17 protein-coding genes are annotated in these 17,065 nt (G+C 64.5%); 12 read left to right on the top strand and 5 right to left on the bottom strand.

Annotation, left to right across the window (positions count from 1 at the left end; all coding sequences use genetic code 11):
• Positions 1-51: 51 nt before the first annotated feature.
• The 8 genes from ACFWO3_RS00275 to ACFWO3_RS00240 all read left to right on the top strand — a co-directional run bounded on the left by ACFWO3_RS00275 (position 52) and on the right by ACFWO3_RS00240 (position 5,916).
• Positions 52-681: a GNAT family N-acetyltransferase gene (locus ACFWO3_RS00275; protein WP_378572523.1), complete on the top strand. Its 630-nt coding sequence runs from the start codon at positions 52-54 to the stop codon at positions 679-681.
• 37 nt (positions 682-718) lie between these two features.
• Positions 719-1,840 carry a winged helix DNA-binding domain-containing protein gene (locus ACFWO3_RS00270; protein WP_378572521.1) on the top strand — a complete coding sequence of 374 codons (1,122 nt, stop codon included), beginning with the start codon at positions 719-721 and terminating at the stop codon, positions 1,838-1,840.
• A gap of 153 nt (positions 1,841-1,993) precedes the next feature.
• Positions 1,994-2,740, top strand: a complete 747-nt coding sequence (locus tag ACFWO3_RS00265) for an SDR family NAD(P)-dependent oxidoreductase (protein WP_378572519.1) — start codon at positions 1,994-1,996, stop codon at positions 2,738-2,740.
• 173 nt (positions 2,741-2,913) lie between these two features.
• Entirely contained in the window at positions 2,914-3,108 is a 195-nt protein-coding gene (locus ACFWO3_RS00260; RefSeq protein WP_378572517.1) for a hypothetical protein, read from the top strand.
• Between the two features lie 130 nt (positions 3,109-3,238).
• The gene (locus ACFWO3_RS00255) at positions 3,239-3,559 is read left to right on the top strand and encodes a hypothetical protein (protein ID WP_378572515.1); all 321 of its coding nucleotides are present in this window, start codon (positions 3,239-3,241) and stop codon (positions 3,557-3,559) included.
• A complete protein-coding gene (locus ACFWO3_RS00250) occupies positions 3,549-4,352 on the top strand; it encodes a class I SAM-dependent methyltransferase (protein ID WP_378572513.1) in 804 nt (267 codons plus the stop codon). Before ACFWO3_RS00255 ends, ACFWO3_RS00250 begins: the two co-directional genes overlap by 11 nt.
• 93 nt (positions 4,353-4,445) lie before the next feature.
• Entirely contained in the window at positions 4,446-5,216 is a 771-nt protein-coding gene (locus tag ACFWO3_RS00245; protein WP_378572511.1) for a maleylpyruvate isomerase family mycothiol-dependent enzyme, read from the top strand.
• 151 nt (positions 5,217-5,367) lie between these two features.
• Complete coding sequence (locus tag ACFWO3_RS00240; RefSeq protein ID WP_378572509.1) at positions 5,368-5,916, top strand: lipoprotein LpqH; 549 nt, start codon at positions 5,368-5,370, stop codon at positions 5,914-5,916.
• On the opposite strand, the gene ACFWO3_RS00235 is transcribed toward ACFWO3_RS00240, so the two are convergent.
• From ACFWO3_RS00235 to ACFWO3_RS00215, 5 genes are all read right to left on the bottom strand, one after another.
• Positions 5,897-6,511: a nitroreductase/quinone reductase family protein gene (locus ACFWO3_RS00235; RefSeq protein ID WP_378572507.1), complete on the bottom strand. Its 615-nt coding sequence runs from the start codon at positions 6,509-6,511 to the stop codon at positions 5,897-5,899. The genes ACFWO3_RS00240 and ACFWO3_RS00235 overlap by 20 nt on opposite strands.
• Entirely contained in the window at positions 6,508-9,621 is a 3,114-nt protein-coding gene (locus tag ACFWO3_RS00230; protein WP_378572504.1) for an ATP-binding protein, read from the bottom strand. The genes ACFWO3_RS00235 and ACFWO3_RS00230 overlap by 4 nt, the downstream gene beginning before the upstream one ends.
• A 188-nt stretch (positions 9,622-9,809) precedes the next feature.
• A complete protein-coding gene (locus ACFWO3_RS00225; protein ID WP_378572502.1) occupies positions 9,810-10,892 on the bottom strand; it encodes a class I SAM-dependent methyltransferase in 1,083 nt (360 codons plus the stop codon).
• Positions 10,893-11,022: 130 nt separating this feature from the next.
• Entirely contained in the window at positions 11,023-12,603 is a 1,581-nt protein-coding gene (locus tag ACFWO3_RS00220) for an HD domain-containing phosphohydrolase (protein ID WP_378572500.1), read from the bottom strand.
• Between the two features lie 128 nt (positions 12,604-12,731).
• The gene (locus ACFWO3_RS00215; protein WP_378572498.1) at positions 12,732-12,989 is read right to left on the bottom strand and encodes a hypothetical protein; all 258 of its coding nucleotides are present in this window, start codon (positions 12,987-12,989) and stop codon (positions 12,732-12,734) included.
• A 371-nt stretch (positions 12,990-13,360) separates the two neighbouring features.
• On the opposite strand from ACFWO3_RS00215, the gene ACFWO3_RS00210 reads away from it, so the two are divergent.
• From ACFWO3_RS00210 to ACFWO3_RS00195, 4 genes are all read left to right on the top strand, one after another.
• The gene (locus ACFWO3_RS00210; RefSeq protein ID WP_378572496.1) at positions 13,361-14,086 is read left to right on the top strand and encodes a GAF and ANTAR domain-containing protein; all 726 of its coding nucleotides are present in this window, start codon (positions 13,361-13,363) and stop codon (positions 14,084-14,086) included.
• A gap of 162 nt (positions 14,087-14,248) precedes the next feature.
• A complete protein-coding gene (locus ACFWO3_RS00205; RefSeq protein ID WP_378572494.1) occupies positions 14,249-14,875 on the top strand; it encodes an MptD family putative ECF transporter S component in 627 nt (208 codons plus the stop codon).
• 28 nt (positions 14,876-14,903) lie between these two features.
• Positions 14,904-15,638, top strand: coding sequence for an energy-coupling factor transporter transmembrane component T (locus ACFWO3_RS00200; RefSeq protein WP_378572492.1), 735 nt, complete (start codon positions 14,904-14,906; stop codon positions 15,636-15,638).
• Positions 15,635-17,062 carry an ABC transporter ATP-binding protein gene (locus ACFWO3_RS00195; protein WP_378572489.1) on the top strand — a complete coding sequence of 476 codons (1,428 nt, stop codon included), beginning with the start codon at positions 15,635-15,637 and terminating at the stop codon, positions 17,060-17,062. The genes ACFWO3_RS00200 and ACFWO3_RS00195 overlap by 4 nt, the downstream gene beginning before the upstream one ends.
• Positions 17,063-17,065: the final 3 nt, after the last annotated feature.

The raw sequence follows: 17,065 nt of genomic DNA, 5'->3' as shown, positions 1-17,065 counted from the left end.
ACTTCCCCGGGAAAGCAACACTGTTCCGACTTGTGGGTCAGGATGGTCGACATGAGCGCTGCGCCCAGGTCCCACCGCGAATCCGGCCACGTCGCCGAACCCGAATGGGAGGCGCATCCGGTCACCCCCGAACGGTTCGAAGACTTCGCGGACGTGGTCAACAAGAACCGGCGCGCGACCCACTGCTGGTGCCTGTCGCACCGCCTGACCGCCGGCGAGATCGAGGAGCTGGGCGGCACGGGTCCCACGCAGCGCGAGAATGCCGCCCGGGCGCTGTGCCAACGCGAGCACCCACCAGGGGTGATCACCTACCTCGACGGCGAACCGGTCGGCTGGTGCAGCATCGGCCCGCGCTCGGAGATCACCCGACTCCACAGGTCCAAGCTCATGCTTCCGACGGACGACCTGCCCGTGTGGAGCATCATCTGCGTCGTCGTGCGCTCGGGTTTCCGCAAGCGCGGCGTGACGGGGCACCTCATCGAGGGCGCGGTCGACTTCGCCGCGGCCAACGGCGCACCGGCAGTCGAGGCACACCCTGTCGACCCCAAGGGACGCATGGACCTCACGATGGCGTTCGTCGGTACGAAGGCGATGTTCGAGCGCGCCGGCTTCGAGGTCGTCGGGACGACGGATGCGACGGCCAGCAAGATGCCCCGTCTCACGATGCGCCGCACCCTGTGACTCTCTTGCGCCTCCGTATGCCGCCGAGCCGCACACGATGACGCGCACCGTCACCCGCGACTGGGTGCTCCGCCGACGGCTCGCGGTCCAGCGACTCTCCTCGGCACCGCTCACGCGCGCCGCCGACGCGGTCCGCCTGCTCACCTGCGTCCAGAGCCAAGATGCACCGCTCGCAGCACACTCACTGGCGATGCGCTCACGCACGACGTCGTATGCCGATGTGCTGGCCGAGCAATCGGCGGGTGGCTGGGTGCGCACCCACATCATGCGACCCACCTGGCACTTCGTTGCGCCCGAGGACCTGCGCTGGATCCAGTCGCTCACCGGTCCGAAGGTCGAGGGCGCCATGCCCGCCCGCCATCGCCAGCTCGGGCTGACCCCCGAGGTCAAGGACCGCGGTATCGGCCTCCTGCGTGACCTCCTGGCCGGCGGTAACGCCATGACCCGCAAGGAACTTGGACCGAAGTTCGCAGCGGCGGGGCTGCCCGGCCCTGGCGAAGCGATGGCTCACCAGCTCATCACCGCCGAAGTGCGCTCAGTCATCTGCTCCGGACCACCCCGCGGGTCCGAGCAGACCTATGTCCTCGTCGACGAGACGATTCCCCCAGCACACTCGGACACATGGACCCGTGACCGGGCAATCATAGAGCTCACCCACCGGTTCTACGCCGGCCACGGGCCCGCGTCAGAGCGCGATCTCTCGCGCTGGAGCGGCCTAACCCTCACCGAGATTCGTTCCGCCACAGATGAACTAACCCGTTCGGCGGACCTTCGGTCGACGCTCCCACTCGAGTCCGTCGACTGCGAGGACCAGACTCTCTGGTTCGACCCCAAGCTGACCGGGCGCACCACCCGGAAGCACACGGCATACCTGCTGTCCACGTTCGACGAAGCGGCGCTGAGTTATCCGAGCACTGGTTTCCCACGACGCGACCCTGTAGCGGACCGGGGCCTGCTCGTGGGCGAGGCCGGCGGTGGCATCGTCGTGGTGGACGGACGCGACGTCGGGACGTTCAAGCGCAAGGTCGGAGCGAAGCAGTTGAGGGTGACCGTGCGGCCCGACGTCGCGCTGACGACACCCGAGCGCGACGGCATCGCCGAGGCCGCCGAGTTCCTCGCGGCGTTCCATGGCTTGCCGCCTGGTCTCGTCTTCGAGTGAGTGGTTTCGTCGCGTCAGGACAGGGTCCGATCTCGCCACACGTTCCGCGGGGGTCCAGGATGCCGGGCACCACGGCCGGCCATGCTTGCACTCACAACGAAACGGGGGCATCGTCGAATGTTGTCGTCGAACTGGAAGGAGTGGACCGCATTCGTGGCCCGTTTCAGCGGTAAACGTGTACTCGTCACCGGGGGTACCAACGGGATCGGCTTGGCCGGCGCGCGGCGACTGGCCGACGAGGGCGCTCAGGTCATAGTTACCGGCACCAACGCTGAGCGTCTCGAATCCACTCGGGCAGCCATACCCGGGGTGTTGGCGTGGAGCAACGACGCCGGTGCCCCTGACACCGGAACCACCCTCGCCGCGCAACTTGCTGGCACTTCCACCGACACGGGGCTCGACGGGCTCTGGCTCAATGCCGGCTACGCCGACATCGCACCGGTCGGCGACATCACTGCCGAATTCTTCGACCGCATGATGGCGGTGAACGTGCGCGCGATATTCCTGCACATCGCCGCACTCGCGCCACATCTCAACGACGGCGCCTCCATTGTTGTCACCTCTTCGACAGGCTCTGTCGAAGGATCGCCCGTCGCCACTGTTTACGCGGCCACCAAGGGGGCGATCGAGGCCGCCGCACGGGGCTGGGCGACCGCACTCGCCGAACGCAACATCCGCGTCAACACCCTCGTCCCCGGCAACATCGACACCGACTTTCGCCGCTTCATGGACGACGACACTCGCGACAAGTTCAATCGAGAGGTCGTCGGCCGCGTCCCGCTCCGCCGCGCTGGAACGCCCGACGAGGCCGCCGCCGTCGCACTGTTCCTGCTCAGCACCGATGCCGCATACGTCACCGGTGCCCGCTACTTCGCCGACGGCGGTCTGTCCAAGCGGTAGTCCACTGTTGCGACAGCCGCTACCGATGCCACTGTCACGCAGAGGACTGCACCGACCTGGGTCGGTGTCAGCACTTCACCGAGAACGATCAGTCCCGCGAAGGACCCGACCGCCGGCTCCATGCTTTGCCGTAGATGCGGCGGTCATTGCACCGTGTTCTGATAGTCGACTTTGTGCCAGGCAGTCGGCGCGTAGGCAGTCTCGCCAGTTGCGGTGCGAAGCCAGAGGACGCCTGCCTGATCGATACGGACATCTTCTGGTTCGTAGCGCTGTCCAACGTCATCGCTGGCCGTCAAGAAGACCAGGAGGTGATTCGGTTTCCGAGCCATCCGCAGATTCTGGCATTGCCGGCCACGCTTCACCAATAGCGCCTCGACAGCTTGATACCAGGTTTGCTGGTGATCGCGCAGACGGTATCAGGTCCACCAGGCCGAGATCTCTGGCGGCGAACGCATCGACCTGGCATGCGTCGACCTGGAGTGGCGCAGACTGGATTGTATGGATGAGGACCTGGCGGACATGGAGCAACATGAACTGGTTGCTGAGGTGATGAAGCTTCGCACCGCCATACGCGAGCATCGAGACAGTTCTGGGCACAACTTGTGCTGGCATCATCCCGACCTTTGGGGAACCCTGCCGGAACAGGTCGATCCCGACATCGCGGTGCCACCGTGGCCGACGTTCCTGCGTGGCTGTGTCGCATATCGGCAATCGCTCGATGAGCAAGCACCCGAATCGCGGTCTCACGACGCGGAGTACGACGAACAGTCCCGCCGCTCACCCGATGGCGTCACATGGAAGGACGAGAATGAGAGTTGACATCGACGGCGTGCCCGAAACCATGCTGATGACGCTTCACAACCGCGCGCACGAGGCTCGCCGCCCGGACACCTACCTCGAGGATCCGGACTGCCTTCGCATCTACGACGCGATCGACTACGACTACGAAGGGCACTTCGGCAAGCCGAACGACTCGCATCCCATGCGGTCCCTGCTGTTCGACGGCGTCGTCAAGCAGTGGATGGCGAACCATCGCGGCGGCACCGTGGTCGAGCTCGCGGCCGGCCTCGAGACTCAGTTTCAGCGCATCGATGATGGCCACGTGCAGTGGCTGTGCGTCGATCTGCCGGAGTCGCTTGCCGTGCGAGAACGTTTCCTTCCCTCCTCGAAGCGGTGTCGCTATGTGGGGAAGAGCGCGCTCGACCTGAGCTGGTTCGACGAGGTCGACGGATCGCACAGCGTCTTCGTCTCGGCGCAGGGCATCCTCATGTATTTCGAACAATCGGAGATCGAGCGCCTGTACCTGGCGCTCATCGAGCGTTTCCCCGGAGTGGAGCTCATGTTCGACACCATCCCACGATGGCTTTCGAAGAAGTCGCTCACGGGCTGGGAGATGCGGAAGGGCTACGTTACGCCGCGAATGCCGTGGGGCATCTCGGGACCCGAAGTCGACCTGCTTCTCCGCTCGTGGTCGACACGGACCGCACACGTGCACACTCAGCCCTATGGATTCGCGCGCGGCCCGAAACGAGCCCTCGTTTGGGGCGCAAGGTTCCTGCCCGGCCTCGAGAACACCGCGCCCAGCATCACGCACGTCACGACCGTGGCCTAGATCCGACAGATCAAGACGCCCACGCCGGGCGTGGCGGTCCCGAGCTCGTACGCCCGCCTCACACGAATCGGCACTCCTCACCACCATCGCATCGTGCACACTGCGTATATGGAGTCCGTGTCGGAGATCGACCATGCAACAGCTCTGGTGGAACAAACGGAGTCACTGGGTGAGTTGGTGCGAACCGGTGACCTGTCGGCACCGGTGCCGACGTGTCCGGGTTGGAGTATGAATCAACTGTTCCGACATGTCGGACGCGGAAACCGTTGGGCCGCACAGATGGTGTCCGACCAGATGTCCACGGCTCTGGACCCGCGTGAGGCCCGCGAGGGCACACCGCCGGAAGACGTCGAAAGCGCCATCGTCTGGCTCCGAGAGGGCGCACAGAAAGTGATCGACGCCGTAACCGAAGTCGGCGCCGACACGCCCATTTGGACCTTCACAGGTCCGAAACCCTCACATTGGTGGATCCGGCGACGGCTACACGAAGCAACGGTCCATCGTGCGGACGGGGCGTTCGCACTCGGCGTTCCCTATGAACTCTCCTGCGAGTTGTCCGCCGATGGTATCTCGGAATGGCTGGACCTACTGTCGGCACTACCACTGGATGCTCAACCGCTCGCGCGAGGGAACAGCATTCATCTGCAGTTCGACGACGGGCCGACCGGACACTGGCTGATCCACTCCGGAAGTGAAGGTGTGTCATGGGAACCCGTCGATGGACCCGCAACGGTCACCGTTCGCGGATCCGCCCGCAACCTCATGCTGGCGCTGCTCCGACGGCTCAGTTCCGATCAGGCCGGAATCGAGGTCTCAGGCAACTCCGAAGTCTGGCAACACTGGCTGGACCACACCGGATTCTGAGGAGGCACAACCATTCGGATGGGCCTTCCGCTTCGAGAAGAGGAAGGTCGGCCATCCGGCGTGAGCCGCCCCGGCGAGCGCCGATCCACCCACCACGATCGGGGTGTGAATCGCGACCCGCTGGGTGGCCGTGGTTGTTAGGCTCGAGTACATGGGCAAAGTGACGACGGCAAGGGGCTGGGTTGCACCCGCTCTGGCGGCGGGACTTCTGATCCTCGGCGCTTCGGCCTGTTCTTCGGACGAATCGGATACCCGAGCCGATTCGGATGCGCAGCCGCCAAGCACAACCATGGGCGGCGGATCCGTTACGCCGGGCCCGGACACCGAGACGTCCTCCGCCGCGCCCGCCCCCGGCTCGGCTCCGACAGTCAAGCTCGACGGCCAACCGGTCGACGCCACCTTCGACCCCGCCCGGTGCAAGTGGGAGACCGACGAAGGCCATCCCCAGCTCGAATTCGATGCCGGCAGCGACTCGACCGGTGGCGACCTCGAAGTGGAGATCGTAATGTCCGACCCACCGAGACTCGACGACTTCACACTCGAAACCGGCGGCACCGAATGGGAAGCAAACACCGAGAACCGTCAGAACGCGACGATCACCATCGACGGCGACAGTTACCGCGTTGTCTCCCAGGTCAGCGAAGACAATGGCACACGTACTGCCGAACTCGAGGCCAGCTTCACCTGCGCAAAGCAGTAAGGGAACTACACGGCACCTGTTTGTGTCGAGTCAGGCTCGAGTCGCAGGATCGGGATGCGACGTCCGACCGACAGAGCCTTGGTGCGATAGTCGCGGTATCCGCCGAAGAGTTGCTCTGCGAGCGCGAACAAGCGCCGTACTCGTCGGCTTCGGTGACTTCCGCAGCCACGAATGGCTCGCCACCCAAACGGCAATCTGGGTGCGCAATCAGGTTGTGATACCAATGCGGATGCTTCGCTCCACCGAAGTTGGACGCGACCAGGACTGGAGAACTCCCATCATGGAAGTAGACCAACTGAACTTCGTGTGGGCGCCCTGATTTCGCACCGGTCGTCAGAAGTGGCGCCGACGGGATCGTCCAGGCCGTTGAATGCAGTCGCCCTTCGGTAGCTCGGTACGTCCAGGGATCGATACGAGCGGCGATCTTGCGCGCATTAGACCTGCCCGGCGCGTGAGCGCCCGAACCTTTCCACCATCCTGTACGTCGACCCGCGATTCTTGGCCGGGTCGACGTAGCGAAGCGCCATGTATCAACCGCACTCTCGTTCGAAATCGCGTGGAGTCTCCTTTGGTCGGACCAGCGCGGCGATATCAAACCCCACCGCTCGCCGGTCGCTTCCGTTCATCGTCGAGACGCCGGACCAGATCGATCGTGTCGTCGGTCGACAACGCAGCACCCTCAGCCCATGCATGGTCAAACTCTTTGTGGCCCATCGCCTCACGCAACCTCGCAACAGACGCCTCGTAGCCGGCGCGGTGAATCTCGAACCTGACCACGCCGATACGTCGGCGGATCGCGTCGGCCCCGCCGAAGAGGCGTGCGGCCTCGTCACCGCCTGCATCCCCGGCCAGATCTGCAATGCAATCGAGGATGTCGGGAAGTGTCAGGTACGCCTTCGTGCTCACCGCACAGGAGAGCGCGTCGCGCGCATAGCGATCCGCATCGTCTCGTTCGCGCTCGGCAACCGACACTCGGGCGCGCGTCGTCAGCGCCACTGCCAGATGCCAGCCCGTCGCCACCGAGACCGCGTCGTCTGCCCACCTTCGGGCCGCGAAGAGATCACCTTCAGCCAACGCGACCTCGGTCGCGTTGAAGGCGCGCTGCGCCGTGGCAAGCTCCGGTAGAGCGCTCATGTGTTTCCACGCCGCCTCGCTGGCGTCTTCTGCCGCCGGTACATCTCCTGCCGACAGCGCGGCAAGGGCCGATACCGCTGACCCCATGCCAAGGAAGAAGCCGCCGACGTCGGCGGCAGCAGCCGTACTCGCATCAGCTGCTGCGCGTGCCTCACTCACCTTCCCCTGGTGCACCAGTGCAATTCCCAAACCCATGAGGCCGGCGGGCAAGAGGTAGACATCATGAGCGGACTCAGCATCTGCAGCCACCGCGCGGAAGCGTGCGACCGCGCCGATCAAGTCACCCTGGATCAGCTGTACCCATCCGAGGCACATTCGGCATTCGCGTGCGGCAGCGCAATTGCCGACAGAATCGGCAATCTCTCGACCCTCTTCGGCCGCCGTGCAAGCCGTGATGGGGTCACCCACAACGATCGCGGTATTCGCTCGCGTGGTCAGGACCTCACTCAACCGCCAACGATCGTCGAGCGTGCGTGCGAGCTCGATCGCCTCCGCGAAATAGGGTGTCGCCGACTCGGTGTCGTAGCTGTAGCCGGCAACATAAGAACAGGCAGCCAATGCCCGAGACAGCACGACAGGATCTCCGACTTCGCGAGCAATCGCCAGGGCCTTCTGCGCCCCGTCCATGCTCGTGGCGCCCTCGACCCAAATATCCAGTACAGCCTTGTCGGCAAGCGCGCGAGCGCTCACCGCGGGCGTCATCCCCAGTGCGTCCCAATCATGTTCGGCAAGAGCATCATCGAATTCGCTTACCGCGTCGCGGCCGAGTACAGCCTCGAACCAGGTCCTCCCCTCCCGCATGCGACCACGTGCCAACCAGAACGGCTGCAGCGATGATGCCAAGTCCAATGATCGTTCGGTGTCACCGTTCTCGTGGCTCCACCGGAAGGCGGCCCGCAGGTTGTCGATCTCGGTTTCGGTGTGCTCGACAAGCCATTCATGGTCGGCACGACCAGGAGTATCGAGAAGTTCGGCCATCGTCGTGTAGTGATCGCGATGGCGGGCTCGCACGGCGTCGGCTTCGCCGGATTCGCCGAGCTTCTCCCATGCGTATTGGCGCACCGTCTCCAACAACCGATACCGCGTGATGTGCCGACTTTCGTCCGCGACCACCAGGGACTTGTCGACCAGCAGGACGAGCTGATCGAGGATCTGGTAGCGCTCCACGTCGCTGCCGTTGCAGACGAACTGCGCGGCGTCGAGGTCGAAACCACCCAGGAACACCGCCAGCCGACGGAACAAAACCTGTTCGGGCTCGGTCAACAGGGCATGCGACCAATCCACCGAGGCACGCAATGTCTGCTGACGGCGCAATGAGGTACGAGTTCCGCCCGTCAACAGATGAAAGCGGTCGTGCAGACCGTCGACGATCTCGTCCAACGTGAGTGCGCGTACCCGCGCGGCCGCGAGTTCGATCGCCAGCGGTAGACCGTCGAGGCGCCGGCAAATCTCGACCACTGCTGCAGCACGGTCATCGGTGACCCGGAAGTTCGGGCGGACTCGCCGGGCACGTTCGGTGAACAACACGACTGCCTCTTCGTCGAGCGACAGCGACGGCACTCGCCAGCTCACTTCACCGTCCACGCCGATCGGCTCCCGACTCGTTGCCAAGACCGTCAGTTCCGGGCACGCACCCAACAGGGCAACGATCAGTTCTGCGCTGGCGTCCAGCAGATGCTCACAGTTGTCGAGAAGCACCAACATTCGGCCCTCACCGATGACGCGAGCGAGCGTGTCCACAGTGGAACGGCCAGGTTGATCGAGAAGTCCCAGCGCATTCGCCATCGCGGCCGGCACCACATCAGGGTCGGTGATCGGCGCGAGATCGACGTACCGCACGGTGCCGTCGAACTCGTCCACCATCTTCCTCGCTACACGCATGGCGAGGCGGGTCTTGCCGACACCGCCTGCGCCGGTGAGGGTGACCAGTCGGTTCACCCCAAGGAGTTGCCTGACCTCGTCGATCTGTTCCACGCGCCCCACGAAACTGGTGAACAATACTGGAAGCTGTTGTGGACCAGCGGGATACGCTGCCCTGAGAGGCGGGAAGTCGTTGGGGAGGTCGGGGTGGCACAGCTGCACCACTCTTTCTGGCCGGACCGTGCCTCGAAGTGAATAGGTGCCGAGATCGGTCAGCCAAACACCTGAAGGTAGACGGTCGACAACGATCTGTTCCGTGGCGCCCGACAGCACCGTCTGACCACCGTGAGCCAGATCGCGCACACGAGCCGTCCTGTTGACGGTCGGGCCCATGTAATTGTCGGGGTCGCGCAGCTGCACCTCACCGGTATGAATGCCGATCCGCAGCCGAATCGGCGCACAGGGCGCCCGTTGCAAATCCAACGCGCAGCCGACGGCGTCGCTTGCGCGACAGAAAGCAACCACGAAACTGTCGCCCTCGCCTTGCTCGACCGGCCGAGCACCGTGGTAGGTGGAGACCACGTCGGACACCGCACGGTCCAGGAGCGCCACGGCGCTCGTCATTTCATCTGGCTGCGTTTCCCAGAGCCGCGTGGAACCCTCGACGTCCGCGAGCAGCAAAGTCACCGTTCCGGTCGGTAGTTCAGTCATACCCAACTCGCCCCAGTTCGTTGGCGGCGTGCCCGCTCTGGTCGGTCTGTCGGATCGGCGGGTACCGCACACGCGGCACAGATCGCAGAACACCTACCAGCCAGGATCTGCCTCCGCACCCACTAAGTGTGAATCTACGCGTCCGCAGCGCATTCAGAAATGGGCCTTCGTCGACAGCAACAAACAGCTCAGGGCCTGATCTCGAACACCTGGTTGAACGGTGTCTCGGCCACCTTGGCGAACCTGGTGAAACCACCCTGGGTGACAACGTCCCGGATTCGGGCGGGGCCGGCTTGGGTGCCGAGTGCCAGCCCGACTTCCTGGGACAGCGAGGCTGGGGTGCAGAGCAGTGTCGAGAACCCGTAGTAGGCACGTCCGACCGGGTTGAGGTTGTCTTGGACGTGGTCACCGGCCATCGGCTCGACGACCATCCAGGTGCCGGTATCGGCAAGACTGCGGCGTACGTGCGTGGCCGTGCCCACTGGGTCACCCATGTCGTGCAAGGCGTCGAAGGTGGTGACCAGGTCGTAGTCGTCCCCGTCGAACGAGTCGGCAGCGGCCACCTCGAATCGCACCCGGTCTCCGAGGCCCGCGGCCTGCGCTCTCGCGCGTGCCTCGGAGATCGAACCTGCGTGGTAGTCGAACCCGATGAACGACGCGTGGGGGAACGCCTCGGCCATGATGAGCGTGGAGGCACCGTAACCGCAGCCGATATCGGCCACCCGCGTACCCGTAGTCTCGAGCTTGGGGACTACACCGTCGAGTGCCGGTAGCCACTCGGCAACCAGATGTGCGTTGTAGCTGGGCCGGAAGAACCGTTCACAGCCCTCGTGCACATCGTGAGTGTGCTGGTCCCAGCCGAATCCTGCTCCGCTGCGAACCTGCTCGATAATCCGCGCGGAGTCCTGCATCGTGCCGAGTGCGAGCTGGAAGAAGCCAGGCAGATATGCCGGACTGGACTCGTCGGTGAAGGCGACAGCGTGCTCGGGGGGAAGCGTGTACTGACCGGAGGTTTCGTCGTACTCGACGATCGCGCCGGCGGCCTGGGCATTGAGCCATTCACGTGCATACGGTTCGGTGGTGGAGGTGTCGGCGGCGAGTCGTCTGGGCGTGGTCGGCCCCGAAGCCGCCATGGCTCGGTAGTAGCCGAGCTTGTCGCCCATCACAACCAGTGCGGTGTTGAGAGTTGCCCCGATCTCGTCGACCGATCGGAAAACGAAGCCCATCAGCTTGTCCACGTCGACCTCGGTGGGCCGTTTCAACTCAGTCATTGTCAGTCATCCCTTTCGCGAAGCGGACCCGGGAACGGATCACATATTCGACGTTAGGCAGGAGGCCCTCCCAAGGCATGGGGCAATGACCCCATCTTCCGGCCCGAATTCTTGGAAGGCGCAGGGCAGGTCACGCGGGGTCGGCCAGCACGCCGCGCATAAGTCCATGCTTCGAGGCGAACAGACTCGCCAAGGCCCGGTTGGAAACACCGATCTTGCTGTAGATGTGCTCGACGTGATTGCCCACCGTCTTTCGCGAGATCACCAGTTCGTCGGCGATCTGCCGGTTCGAGAAACCGTGGGCAAGCAGGCGAAGTACCTGCACCTCCCGGGTCGTGAGCCCAGCAGGCCAGGTCTTTCGTGTGCTGCCGCTGTGGCCGGCGGCACGGAGCACGGCGGCCACAGCGGCGCCGTCGAGCCGGCCGGCGCCCACCTCTGCACTCAACCTCGTGGCCACCTGTGTGGCAGTCCCTGCGGGGCGGTGTGGGCGTGGCTCGAGCCACGCACGATAGGTATCGGCGGCGGCCAGAACCCGACCTCCTGAAGTCACAGCGTCCCCAGCCAATCCCCGCGGATAGCCGGAGCCGTCGAGACGCTCATGGTGCTCGACAGCCATCTCTCCCAGCGGCGCCAACGCACGGGAGAAGGTCAGCATCCGTTCGGTGAGGTACGGATGCATCCGTACCCGCTCGGCCTCCGCCTCGGTCAGTGCGCCGGGCTTGTCCCAGATCGTGTTGGGGACGCCGAGCCTGCCGAGGTCATGGACCAGCCCGGCCATTCGAATCGTGTGTGCTTCTGCTGTCGAAAGCCCGTAATGACGGGCTGCCGCCGCGGCCAGATCTGCGACCGCACGCGAGTGACCGATCGTGTAGGGCGACTTGAGGTCTACGAAATCCGCGACCGCCTCCAGTGCCGCAACGAATTCGGCATCGGACAGCCAGATCACCGACGCAGGTTCCGCGTCCATGACGGCATCCCAGCTGTTCGAGTTCCCGAGACGATCGAACATCCGTGGCGCTTCGTGACAGAAAAGCTCCACCAGGTCAGGCGCGAACTGGGTACCACTGCGCTGTCGGGCCACCCCGACCGCAGAATCGATTCCGCCTGCCCGATGGAAAATCTCCACCACGTCGGCAAGGTTCACCAGCTGCGATGTCGTCAGGATGTCGGCACCCTTGGCGCCCTTGGGCACTCCCCTACCGTCCCAGCGCTCGAACGTCTGCTCGATGCTGCGACGCACCACTGTGCCGAGGCCCAGCCGGAAGGCCAGATCGTCAGTGGCTCGCCAGTGATTGCCGATCATGTCCGCGGCGGCGCGTCTCCCTCCGCCACGGGCGAAGTCGATGCTGATACCGGCACGAGTACGTGCTGGTCTCCCCGTACCGAGGTGTCCCAGGATGAACCTCGCCTGCGCTGCCGGTCCGGAGAGGTCCACCCGCCGGAAGTCGGACTTGAAGGCCAGATCGTCACCGAACCACTTCGCCTGCTCGTATGCGTCGACGTGACAACCGACCCAGGCGATCATCGAGGTGTAATAGACGACCTGCTGCTTCGATTCGTCCAGTCCCGCCCGTCTTGCGAGGTGCAGCGCAATCAGGCACTGTCGCAGCACATGCTCCATCGGCTGGCCCATGCCCAGATCGGCCCCCAGTGAGAGCACGCCCAACAACTCTGCGAGCCGGACGCCTCGAGTCGACCATTCGGAGGACATATTCGCAGGTTACGCGCTGAGGGCTACAAGAAGTACCACACAATCTCGCGGTGCAGTCGGAGCGGATGACGTTCACTTTGCCGCTCGAATCGGTGTACGCAATCGGCAGATCTGGATTCCGCCGAAGATCAGATCATCACACTGGCGAGTAGCACGCAGGCCAGCGTCAACAGCATGATCAGACCGCCGAGCACCAGCGAGCCGGTCACCCACACGGCAGCAACGCTCAATCCTGTTGCACTCACGACGATTCCGGTGGCCGGCAGCCACCGTCCCGAGCGGATGAACCCGGGAGGGACGAACGGGCGCTTTGCGCGCTCTCGATACGACGGATGCGCGTCGGAGGAATGCCGGGACGCGCGAGAATCGGAGGGACTGTAGGTCACGAAGAACACCTCACTTCGCCGCGACCCGACCGATGAGCGATACCCGCTACACGGTTAACCAGGAGCGAGCGCACACGGCCGGATGAACATCGCGCGGCTGACTGCCCAACCACAGCGTCACCATGCTAACGGACGGGCTGAGCGACCGTCCAGTCGAGGCACCCGTAGTCACGGGGGCTGATTGCGCATTCGAAGGTGGCTTCTCGCGGGTTCTTCGGCTTCTGTGCATCGGGAACTCGTGTGCGTAACCACGCAATTGCCCGTGGTGCGTGAAGACCTATAGTGGGTTCACTTCGGCACCCATCACCATGTCGGCCTGAGTGTTCGGCGACGTCGGGCACCCGGTCCGTGCAGCGTAGGGAGATACGCAGATGTCCAGAAACGACAACCACTCCGGTATGCAGAAGCAGTGGCGGGACATCACGAAAGCTCTTGCCGCCGTCACTCGGTCACTCGAGGGCGAGCCCGACATCGAGGGCACGGTTCAAGGCATCGTCGCGGCGGTCGTCGATACCGTCCCCGGCGCCGATCATGCGGCGGTCTCGTTACTCGAGGGAGGCGAGCTGCGGACCGTTGCCGCAACCGGCGAGTTGGTGCACAGGGTCAACGAAATCGAGCACCAGCTCGAGGAGGGGCCGTGTGTGGATGCCGTCAGAGACGAGGCGATCTACCGAATCGACCTGATGACCGAGGAGCGCCGGTGGCCGAGATTTGCGGCAGCAGCACAGGAGATGGGCATCGGATCCATGCTCGGCTTTCGGCTGTTCACCAACGAACGGACCCAGGGGTCGTTGGACCTGTACGCCTTCGAACAGCACGCATTCGACACGACCGCCGAATTGACCGGCGAACTGTTCGCCGCCCACGCCGCGGTCGCACTGGCCGGGTCGGCGGAGAAGGCCACACTACGGCAGGCAATGAACACACGGGACACGATCGGCATGGCAAAGGGCATCCTGATGCACCGCGAACGAATCGGCGCCGACCAGGCCTTCACCATGCTCGTCACCGCGTCCCAGCACGCGAATATGAAACTCCGCGACGTCGCCGACTGGCTGATCAGCGAGAACAGCAAGACCGCCGCGAGCTCCGACTGATCAACGAACTGCTCGTGCTCCCATGCGCCGGTCCCGCACAGGAGCCGACCACCTGGACGCGAGGACGGCACGCGACTACCTTACGCTATTGACAACCACTGTCATTACCAGTGCGCGCCCAGTTGCGCGATCCGCACCGAACGAGCCACAGTCAGGACTGCCGTGACCATCAACGCCACCAAACCTTCCTCGGCCCGTCGTATCGACGTCCGGATGAGCCCACGAGATCTGATCAACATCGGAATCTTCGGCGCTCTCTACGTCGTCACCGTTTTTGCGATCAATATGCTCGGCTTCATCAACCCGGCGGTCATGTTGGTCGCGATGGCCGTCAGCATTATCGCCGGCGGTGTTCCGTTCATGCTCTTCGTCAGCCGTGTGCAGCATGCCGGGATGGTCACGATCTTTGCGATAGTCACCGCAGGGCTGATGCTGCTCACCGGGCATCCCCCGATCAGTTTCGTGGTCACCCTCGTCTGCGGCCTCGTCGCCGACGCCATTCTCGCACTCGGGCGGTACCGTTCGCGCCGCATGGGCGTCCTCGCGTACGCCGTCTATGCAATGTGGTTCATCGGGCCGATGCTGCCGATCTTCTACGCGCGTGACGACTACTTTTCCAGCCAGTCCATGGCGCAGATGGGATCAGACTACGTCGAGTCCATGGATGCGTTGCTCTCCCCCGCGGTGCTGGTCGCCTTCGACATTTCGACCGCGGTGTTCGGCCTCATCGGTGGCCTGTTGGGGTTGCGTCTGCTGCGCAAGCATTTCGAGAAGGCGGGGCTTGCATGATCCGATCCGATTGGAACCGATACCACCCATGACCGTCACGTTCGACGAGACCGAGCGGCGTGGTGGTGCAGAAGTGGAGCTCGATCCGCGCACCAAGATTCTGCTGGTCGTGGCCACGAGCATCGTCATCATGGCGCCTGGCGGCGGGACGTTCGTCCCTGCTGCGCTGTGCTTGGGTGTCCTGCTCGCATGCACCGAACACGCTTGGACCCGAGCGGTCGGCGTTCCGCTTGCGGCTGCCGTCGCAGTTGGAATTGCATACGTTCTGCCGCATGCCGTCGTCCATCCGGCGGTCGGAGTGCTGGGCACGGTGGGCGCGTACCTGCTGAGGTTGATCGCGCTCTGGGGCGTCGCCGCCCACCTGGTGAGCACCACGTCGCCGACTGCGTTGACGGCCGCCCTGCGCGTTGCCCGTATCCCTCGGGCGCTCACCGTCACCACCGCTGTGATGTTGCGATTCATACCTACGATCGTCACGGAGGCCCGCGCGGTGTACGACGCGATGCGCTTACGAGGTTTGGGTGGGCGACTCGGGATGCTGCGCCACCCCATCCGGAGTGTGGAATACTTCACTGTCCCGCTGATAGCGTCGACTCTGCGTGTGGCGGAGGATCTTTCGGCTGCTGCACTCCTACGGGGGCTCGGATCTCACACCACTCCGACAACGATGCATCCGCCGCGTTTCGGCCGAGCCGACGTCGTGGCGGGCCTACTGGTGGTCGTGCTCGTCGCCGCCACGTGGGGCTGGCGGGTGACACGATGATCCGGATCGACGACGTTCGGTGGAGTTACGCCGGCGCCGAGTCCGCCACACTCGACCGACTCGATCTGCACATTCGAGAGGGCGAGACGGTCGTCCTGTGCGGGCCCAGCGGTTCGGGAAAGAGCACCGCGCTGCGACTGATGAACGGCCTCGTCCCGCACTTTCATCACGGCACACTCGACGGCGGGGTGCGCGTCGACGGGCGTTCGGTCGCCGAGCTACCCCTCGATGAAATCGGACGCGTAACCGGCACCGTGTTGCAACACCCGCGCCGTCAGTTCTTCACCGACGGCGTCGAGACCGAACTGGCGTTCGCACTCGAGAACTTCGGGCACCAACCTGCCCGAATTCGTGAGCGTGTCGGCGCAGTTGTCGACGAATACGGCCTGGACGAATTGACCGGGCGGCGCCTGCGCGACCTCTCCGGCGGGCAACAACAGTTGGTCGCCGGTGCCGCTGCCAGCACCCATCGACCGCCGGTCCTGCTATTCGACGAACCTACGTCGAATCTCTCGGCCGCCGCCATCGAGAGCTTCGCAGCGACGGTGCGCCGGCTCCGCTCCGAGGGTGCGACGATCGTGATCGCCGAGCACCGCTTGCATTTCCTGCGTGGCATCGCCGACCGTGTCCTCGTGCTTCGAGATGGCCGGATCGCGACCGAGTGGACCGGTGAACAGTTCACCAGCCTCCCGGAAAGCGTGCTCCGGGCGGAGGGACTTCGCAGTATCACTACGCCGAATCGCGAGCGGGCGCGCCCGGCGCATGCTCGCGGCGCGAGCATCGAATCCGCTTCCCCCGTACCGGACTCCAGGCCCGCGGGCGTGATACTTCGGGATGTTCGATGCAGCTTTCGCCGGCGCCGTGTCCTGGAGATCGCCGAGGCGGTTCTGCCTGCGGAGTCGATCACCGCGATCACCGGCCCGAACGGTGTCGGTAAGAGCACGCTGGCCCGAATTCTCGTCGGACTGCAAAGGCACGACGGTCAGGTACTCCTCGACGGCACTCGACTCTCGCGCGCCCGCAGACTGGAGGAGTCGGCGCTGGTCATGCAAGACGTGCAGCGACAGCTCTTCACCGACAGCGTCGACGCCGAGCTGGGGCTCGGTGCATGCCTGACGACGGACATCACGGCATCGAGCCTGCTGAGTGAGCTCGGACTGGGCGGGCTCGGCGATCGCCATCCATTGTCCCTGTCCGGCGGACAACAGCAGCGCCTCGTGGTTGCCGCTGCGCGGCTCAGCGGCCGCCGGATCGTGGTGTTCGACGAACCCAGCTCGGGCGTCGACGGCCGCCACCTCGAAACGATCACGCACGTCATGCGCAGCATCGCCGAGGCGGGCGCGGTCGTCGTCCTGATCAGCCATGACGACGAGCTCCTCGCCGCTGCGGCCGATCGCGAATTGCGACTGCAGCCCCTGCAATAGCGC

Origin of the sequence: Rhodococcus sp. NPDC058521, from assembly GCF_042719695.1 — a bacterium.
Lineage (GTDB): Bacteria > Actinomycetota > Actinomycetes > Mycobacteriales > Mycobacteriaceae > Rhodococcus_F.
Note: the sequence above shows the minus strand (reverse complement) of the source record. Positions and strands in the feature narration are given on the sequence as shown.